Consider the following 8,665-nt stretch of genomic DNA (forward strand, 5'->3'; position numbering starts at 1 on the left):
ATGAAATATAATTATAACCTTGTTGGTTTATTTGGCCTTTATTGCGCGCAAGGTGCTCCTCTGGGGTTGGCAATTTTTGCTTTGCCGGGGATTTTACGGCAGCAAGGGGCTGATATGCAGTTTATCGGTCTTATTGGTTTATGCATGTTACCTTGGGCATTCAAATTTATCTGGGCTTCTTTCATTGAAAACCATAAACCGTGGGGATTTGGCAAACTTTCTGCCGGATTAGCCTGGATTCAACTATTTAAAATACTTTCATTGCTTGCTGTCGCTTCTCTGTGGTTTTTCAGCCCACAAACTGATGTCATCGGTTTGCTGATCATACTCACATTCATTAATCTTCTTTATGCCAGCCAGGATGTTGCGGTTGATGCTCTGGCAGTACGCACTTTTGCCGGCAGCCGTCATGTTAAAGTGAATGTCGGTCAAGTTGCTGGGTTTAGTTTGGGAATGCTGGTTGGTGGTATTCTCAGCCTTTATGTTTTCAGCTCTGTGGGTTGGCACAACATGGTGCTGTTCTTTTTACTGGTTCAGATTGTTTGCCATATTCCATTTATGCTTAATAAGGACAAATTCAATATCGATCAGCAGCTTCCCGTTAAACCGGGTAGTGCTTCCGTTTGGAAAATATTCCGCCGTCAGGGAAGTTTGCCGGTTATTTTGATGGCATTGTTGTTTAAGTTCGCTAGCACACTTGGTGCTGGGTTGATATCACCTCTCCTCGTAGATATGGGCGTTAATCTGGAATTTATTGCTCTGATTTCCGGCAGTGTGTTAATTATCAGTTATATCACTGGCGCGTTGGCGGCGGGTTTTCTTCATCGCTGGTTTTCCAGCCCGACTTTGGCATTAAGTGGGCTGATTGCCAGTGCGTTATGTTGGTTAGGGCTGGCGATTTCACTCACTGTCTCATCAACAGATCCCACTATGGTCTTTATCTTCTTTATGTTGGAAGGTTTCTTTTTCAATCTGAGCTGCGTCTCTTTCTTCTCTTGTTTCATGTGCTGGAGTGAAGGTGATAGCAAACAGGATGTTATTCAGCCAGGAACCAATTTTACCTTGCTGCAATGTTGTGAAGTGCTTGGTAGTAGTGCGGCAATGGTCATTGCCGGAACGTTGGCACACTATTGGGGATTCACCCATGCTTTCTATGCGGCGGTGGTAGGAAGTGTGACCACAATTGTTATTGTGGCAGTTTGTTTCCGTCTGGTTTCGTCGATCATTAACCGCCCGTCGGTTCAACCTCAGCGAGTTGAGGTACCACAATGAAATCAGATGACAGCGCTTTTTCTTGGTTGATGAAACTGATCGGGACTCAAAAGAAAAGCGTGATCGCTTCCATGACCTTAGCCGTTATCTACTCTTTGTTGGCGTTGGTGCCTTATGTGTTGATCTATCGCCTGATAGATACTTTTCTGCATCAGCCGGATGCGGCTGCATCACAGGTATGGTGGTTGGTCGGTCTGGCAGTCATGGCGTTGGCGGGTAAGATCATATTGCAACTATTTTCCGGTTTGTTATCGCATAAAGCGGCTTTCCAGCTTCTGTTTGAATTACGCCGTAAAGTGATTGCACGAGTGGGTGATTTACCGTTGGGGACATCTAATCGTCATACCTCTGCAACAATGAAGAAAATCATCTCAGACGATATTGGTAGAATCGAAACATTCATTGCTCACCACTTACCGGATATTGCTGCTGCTATTGTCTCACCGCTGGCAGCGGCCACATTGCTGTTTTTCTTTGACTGGAGGTTGGCGTTATTGGCGTTGATCCCTTTGCCGGTAGCCATTGCCATGCAGTGCTGGATTTTCAAGGGGTTTGATTCGCGTATCAGAGCTTATCATCAGGTTGTAGCAGATTTGCATACCAGCGTGGTGGATTTTGTGAAAAGTATGCCACTGGTCAAAGCTTTCAATATGACAGTCGACTCCCATCAGCGGTATGCCAATGCCGTGGAACAACATCATCGATTAGTCACAGGATGGCTTGTCGATACCCGAACGCCTGCGGCATTGTTTAAGCTGGCGTTGGATTTGGGATTGTTATGTATTATGCCCGTTGGTATCTGGCTGTATGCCCAAGGGGATGTGGCGCTGGCGACATTATTTATCTTCATGCTGTTGGGAATTGGCTTGATGGAGCCACTCTACAACCTGCTGCAATTTGCGGGTATGTTCAGCCAAATGCTAAAAGGTGTGGAAAATATCCGTGATTTTTCTGAGCAGCCCCGGCAACGGGAGGGCGGTGCTCCACAGCCAATTGATGGTAGTGACATCTGTTTTGAACATGTCACATTCAGCCATAATAATGCGGTTATTCCTACGGTAGATGCTCTCTCTTTCACCGCGCGGCAAGGGGAAATTACCGCGATTGTCGGCCCTTCTGGGGCCGGGAAAACAACCGCGGCTCAACTTATTCCCCGGTTATATGAGTATCAGCAAGGCTGTATTTTGATTGGGGGAAGCGATATTACCGCGATGCCTTTGGATCAATTAATGTCGCTGGTTAGTTTTGTCTTTCAGGATGTATTTATCTTTGAAGACACCATTATGAATAACATCAGGATGGGGAATCAGGATATTACGGAATCGCAGATTATTGCTGCGGCTAAAGCGGCTTGCGTTGATGAATTTGTTCGTGAATTACCGCAAGGATATCAAACCGTGGTTCAGCAAGGCTCGCTCAGTGGCGGGCAGGCTCAACGGATCTCTATTGCCAGAGCGATAGCAAAAGATTCTCCGGTTTTAATTTTGGATGAAGCCACCGCTTATGCGGATGCGAAAAATGAAGTGAAAATCCAGCAGGCACTGTCCCATTTGATGAAAGGGCGCACGGTGCTGGTGATTGCTCATCGGCTGAATACTTTGGTCAATGTTAATAAAATCATTGTGATGGATAATGGAGGTAAAGTGGCTGAAGGAACGCATCAGCAACTTTTGCAGGAGTGCCGACTTTATCAAAATATGTGGGATGCTCATCAGGCGGCAAAAAGCTGGCATGTGGCTATGCGTAACCAGGAGGTTTCACATGTTTAAGGCGTTTAATCTTTCCCGTCTGGTTGGAAAACCACTGAAAGGGCTTTCAGGTATGGTGGCCCTCTCCATATTGGATGCTTTTCTGGCATCAGCGCCTTACGCATTTCTTTACTACATCATTCTCGACATGCTCTCTGATATGCCCGATATGATGTATCAGTTTAAACTGGTAGGCGGTTGTGCGGCTCTGATGTTGGTTCGGGTATTACTGGCTCGTACACTTTATTTCAATATTGCACAGATTGGTTTCGATGCCGGGCGTACATTACGTAAAAATCTGGGAGAACATTTACGCCGTATGCCGATGGGGTTTTTTCAGCGGACGGATATGAGTGGCGTTAATAATACATTGCTGAAAGATATCGATATGATCGAACATATCTTCACGCACTTGTATGCACCAATAATTGCAACGGCTTCCGTACTCTGTTTTTTTTCTATCGGATTATTATTAAAAGATTGGCGTATGGCACTGGCTATGCTTTCAACTTTACCTTTGGCGGTGTGTGCTTATTTACTGATGCGACAATATGCGCGCCGTTGGCAAAGTCGGATGCAGCAATTACTGTTCAAACTTAATGATGCTTTGATGGAGTATATTGATGGCCTGAAGGTATTGAAATCTTATCGGATGCTTGGTCAGGCTTTTGGCCGTTTGAATAATGTACTTACGACGACTTATCAGCAATCGCTAACGGCTGAAAAAGCGGGCGTCTGGCCGATATACAGTTTTAATTTGTTGGTGGAATGCGGATTTATCGTATTATTGATCGCACTGACTTGGGGGTGGTTGGGGCACACCTTGTCATTAGCGGAGGTACTGGTATTTCTTATTGCGGCGGTACGTTTTTTCCGGCCATTATTGAATATGTCAATGTTTCTGGCTGAATTGAATTATTTTAGTCTGGCAACAGAACGGGTTAAAAAAGTATTTGAATTGCCTGAATTATCGCAGGGAAATACCCGGCCGCAGCTCAATAATATGACGCTTGAATTAGATAATGTGTATTTTGCTTATCCCGATAAACCAGAAATTTTTCGAGGAATAAATCTAACTATTGAGGCGAATAAAGTGACCGCTTTGGTTGGGGCATCTGGTTCAGGAAAATCAACGCTGGCTGCACTAATAGCCCGTTTTTGGCAACTTTCTGAAGGACGTATTTGGGTAGGCGGCGACAACCAGAAAGTCGATATTGCTTCGATGGAGGTGGAATATTGGCAGCAATATATCAGTGTGGTATTCCAGAGTCATTACATGCTAAATGATACGATTGGTAATAACCTGCGAATTGCTTGCCCTGATGCCAGTGATGAAGAATTATTGCATGTCTGCTGTTTGGCAAGATTGGATAGTTTACTGAATAAATTGCCTGATGGATTGAATACGGAAATCGGTGCCGATGGGATACGCCTTTCTGGTGGAGAATTGCAACGGCTTTCTATCGCAAGGGCATTACTCAAAAATGCGCCTCTGGTTATTTTGGATGAAGCAACGGCTTCGCTCGATCCAGAAAATGAAAGAGATATCCAATTAGCGATGCAGTCATTGATAGCCAATAAAACCGTGTTGGTTATTGCACATAAATTGTCATCCATTGAATATGCAGACAAAATTGTGGTGATGAATAATGGTGAAATTGCAGAGCAAGGACAACACCAGCAATTATTGGCAAATCGAGGGATTTACCATGATCTTTGGACATTACAGCAATCTGCGCAAAACTGGCGGTTAGCTTGAAATAGTGAATAGTTAATATTTCCTGTGGGCTGATAATAAATGGCCCACAGAATATTGTTCTTGTCGGTGTACTGTTATTTTCGAGAGATAAATCAGTAATTCCACGGAATAAAAATTACAAATAAATACATACCTTTCATATCTGTGAAAATCTCATATGATGGTAGCTAACCACCATAATTACTATGATACAAGCGCAACATCCTTAATTATTTCACTATAAGCTCGAATCAGATAATCAAAGATTATATCGGTATATAAATGCTGATCTACCTTTTACATTTAATCAATGTTAATCATATTCGATTTTATCTTTACTGGCGTTGTTTTACTGGCAATTATGAACAGTTTTTATAAGTCTTTTATCTTCATAAATCAATCCGTAAATAGCTTGGTGATATAAAGATACCCCGTTATATTTTTTCGGATAATATTCTTTTTCTCGCTGATTTATTTTAAGTTTTCTGTTCATGGTTAGTGTCATTTAAAAAACTGCACTTATAGTTAAATCCGTCTTTTATATAAAAGCTTTAATACATCTGTTTTCATACTTTTAAATGGTTATGGCAGGACAGGTAAATGTAAAATAAGCGAAGGATAACGTCGTTTATAAATACATTAAACATGATAGGGAATCAGCCGTTTTTAGTTACTCTGTACCTTTTCAAAATCTGGCATTAATGGATATCTGTTTTTTATCCTCAGTTGTTAACGAATCACCGAAAAAAACAGTTTACCGATCGACATCTATTCAAATGGTGTTTAAATAAATCAGTAAACTCATTTAATAACCCCCTGAAAAACACGGGGAGGGAAAACACCGAATGAATTATTTAAAGGAATACGAACATGTTTATTTCCAGATTAACGATGTTGCATTTATTATGTGAATTCACCTATTACTAATAGTTGGTTCATGTGAGTTATCGCCGGACATAATAATTAATCCTAATAATAGTAATAACAATTTTAATCGCATTTTTTATTCTTACATTCCTGGGGGAGGGTGATAAATGGGATATTATCCAACTTTAATACTGTAAAAATCCACAATCATCGGTGTCGCCTCACTTTCGCTATATACGCTGTGCCGATGTTACCAATTTTTACTGCATTATCCATTAAGAAAGAATATCGGGCTAAATAACCCGATATTACATCCATTAAATCACCTGGACAAAACGACCGTTAATTAATGAGAAGATTGGTGTGGTAGTAGCCAGAACTGTTTCCCCATCTTCATCATCAATGTAATAATAAGATATTGGGGAACTCTCAGGATCTGATTTATTCACCAATTTAACCATCCTGCCCTGATTCATTATTTTAACTCGGTAGTCATCCCAATTAATCGGTATCATTTTGAAGTTTTTTGCTTTGATATTACTGTAAATTGGTTTACTAGTGAAAATACTCTCTTCACTTTCACCAGTGGCCCAAGCCCAGGCTTTGAGCGCCGTTTTTTGTTGTTCCCGGATGGTATTTATATCTTTGGTATTATAGGTTTTCCAGACCGCCATATAAGCCCGTTGCAGTTGCTGACGTTGTTCAGACGTATCCGTGTAGGGCGTTGCCTTCACCCATTCCCAATCAGGCAAGCCGCTGATTTTTACGCTACGGCTAAACCGGTATAAAGTCATATTGGGTGGAAATTCTTTGGGATCAAAGTATTTTTTCTCTATATGCCCAGCTTCTACATTGTCTGCCTGTATCACATGGCGCACAACCGGCGTGCTGATAGCGGCATATTTAGTTTCATTCATTGGTGTGGTTGCCACCGGTTGGCCGTTTTTATCCATTGCCACTTCAATTGCCGTCAGCACTTCACTCTTTTTACCTCGCATAGCGGTCAGTTCCAGCTTGCATTTCGCTTCAGGATTAAAGTGAGCGCGGGCTTTATCTGACACTTCATCTGATGCAAACCAGTCCAATGCCCCGAATTCCAAACTGATTTCGTTTTCGCCATTAGCCATTAACAACATGGAAGCTGTGCTGGCGCTACCAAATCCCCGACCTTCCCGGGCCGAATCTCGATTATCCATTCCCAGTACATCATTAGTTTTAATGGCACAAAAGGCATACTGAATATCGAATAAACTACGAATGTATAGCCTCGGTTCATTTGCTTGAGCACTTAACATAAAAATCACTCCTGATAACAGTAATAACAGTTTTAATTTCATTTTTTATCCTTTTACTCTTGCTTACATTCTTGGGAATCCCGCATTGATAAATGGGATTTTATCCAGCTTAGGTTTAGAGTTAGGGTCATAATTCATTTCCCACGATGCAGTTTCAGCACCCGGGACTATTTCCGGCTGAACAACAGGCCGTTTTTCTCCTATCAAATTAATTCTTAATGGGGATTCACTGACTTTTAACGGATCGGCAATAATCCATTTCCACTTCTTTTTGATTTTAACCATGGATTTTTTCTGTCTATCTGCCTTCATATCCGCAGCTACCTCAATCTCAGCAACAATCCCGTCATGATACCCGGCGAGATCAATCCCCCCATCATGTTGATCGAGTTTAAAACCCGCCGCCGTTTTTATAACCCCGCCAGCACTCATCGCAATTTCCATGATCATAATATGGGTTTTAAAGGCCGCGTTTATTTTCCCTGCCAGACCCAATTTCAGATCATTCTTATCACCGGCATCGAATGTCCATTGTTTTTGTTTATAGGCCGCCCCGAGCTGAAAGGACAGGTTACAGGTCAAAATAATGCAACATTCAAGCTCTAAATAGTTTTCATCCTTCGCATTTCTGCGTGCCAGCGCTTCCCTGAATTTGGCGACAATACTGTCTATTTTGCAATACGCGGCACCCAGTTGAATGAGATCCAGTTTTGCGCTCATGCCCATAAAAGGGGCGGCACTGAAACCCAAAAAATGGCTACTGTCATCGACTGAGGTGGTGCGGTCATAAGCATAAGCCAGTCCGATATTGATGGGGGTTATATTCAGGTCAAACAGCAGGTAATTACGGGTCCCTTTACCGTTTGAGTCAGGAGCAGGCACCAGGTATTTTTTTGTATAACCTAACAGTTTTTCCACCCGCTTGATGGCGTCTAAACTCTGCCGGGTTTTCCTGACCTTGTTAACTTCGGCAAATTTGGCTGAATAATCTATATCCTGAACCGTTAACGCATACTCAACATGAAGCGCCGTCTCTCTGGAAATATAAAATTCATCCGTATTGACGGTCCACCCTGCACGCAGTTTATTGCCATTTTTAGGTTTAACATTTTCCATGGTATTACGCGCTTTTGCCTGTTCATCACGCCGTTCCTTCATTGACCGTTGACCATGAGAAAAATCAAAGCTGAATCCGACAGAAACCATAAAACTGACTGAGGGGTAAACTGCCATCGTCGCGTATTTTTGCGCACTGATACATCCCTGCGCTATTAACTGATAATAACGGGGATCGCTGTACATATCCGTCGGGTTGGCAAGATTAGACAGATACGACCAGACACTTTGCAAACCATTTTCAATCTCCGTGTCTTCTGACTTATCTTTATAGAATAACGTGACCGCTTGAGGCGTATTAAACGCTATGGTTGCCTCTTTTTGTCCCCCGGTCAGCACAGCATGATGTTTAGGGGCGTTATGACATTTATCTTCAATGTGTATTGTGCCTTTTTGTCCTTTCCCATGATCAATCAGGTCCATTTTAATTGCCGGCTTTTCAGGCCAGACTTGAGTATGTTGACCAAAAGTGACGCTTATTTTATAGATGCAGGGATCCGGATTGTTACAGGTCATGCAGGCAACGCCGGCACGGGGTGAAATAGTGTGTTCAGTCATATTAATTATCTTATTGGCCGTTTAGTTGGGGATAAAACCTAATTCGCTTTTTAATAATGTTTCCATCCGAT

General features: G+C 42.4%; 5 protein-coding genes. 3 read left to right on the forward strand and 2 right to left on the reverse strand.

The window, feature by feature from the left end:
- From C5470_RS01550 to C5470_RS01560, 3 genes are read left to right on the forward strand one after another with little or no spacing between them, the layout of a single operon-like run.
- On the forward strand, positions 1-1,272 hold the full coding sequence (locus C5470_RS01550; RefSeq protein WP_070974998.1) for an MFS transporter: 1,272 nt from the start codon (positions 1-3) through the stop codon (positions 1,270-1,272).
- Positions 1,269-3,041 (forward strand): ABC transporter ATP-binding protein, encoded by a 1,773-nt coding sequence (locus C5470_RS01555; RefSeq protein ID WP_166285354.1) that lies wholly within the window; start codon positions 1,269-1,271, stop codon positions 3,039-3,041. Before C5470_RS01550 ends, C5470_RS01555 begins: the two co-directional genes overlap by 4 nt.
- Positions 3,034-4,779 carry an ABC transporter ATP-binding protein gene (locus C5470_RS01560; RefSeq protein WP_242687782.1) on the forward strand — a complete coding sequence of 582 codons (1,746 nt, stop codon included), beginning with the start codon at positions 3,034-3,036 and terminating at the stop codon, positions 4,777-4,779. Before C5470_RS01555 ends, C5470_RS01560 begins: the two co-directional genes overlap by 8 nt.
- 1,163 nt (positions 4,780-5,942) lie before the next feature.
- Here C5470_RS01560 and C5470_RS01570 read toward each other — a convergent pair.
- Together C5470_RS01570 and C5470_RS01575 are read right to left on the reverse strand one after the other, a co-directional pair.
- Positions 5,943-6,962 (reverse strand): hypothetical protein, encoded by a 1,020-nt coding sequence (locus C5470_RS01570; protein ID WP_166285356.1) that lies wholly within the window; start codon positions 6,960-6,962, stop codon positions 5,943-5,945.
- 21 nt (positions 6,963-6,983) lie between these two features.
- Positions 6,984-8,594: a hypothetical protein gene (locus C5470_RS01575; protein WP_166285358.1), complete on the reverse strand. Its 1,611-nt coding sequence runs from the start codon at positions 8,592-8,594 to the stop codon at positions 6,984-6,986.
- Positions 8,595-8,665: the final 71 nt, after the last annotated feature.

The organism is Photorhabdus stackebrandtii (assembly GCF_011189495.1).
In the GTDB taxonomy this organism is placed as follows: Bacteria; Pseudomonadota; Gammaproteobacteria; order Enterobacterales; family Enterobacteriaceae; genus Photorhabdus; species Photorhabdus khanii.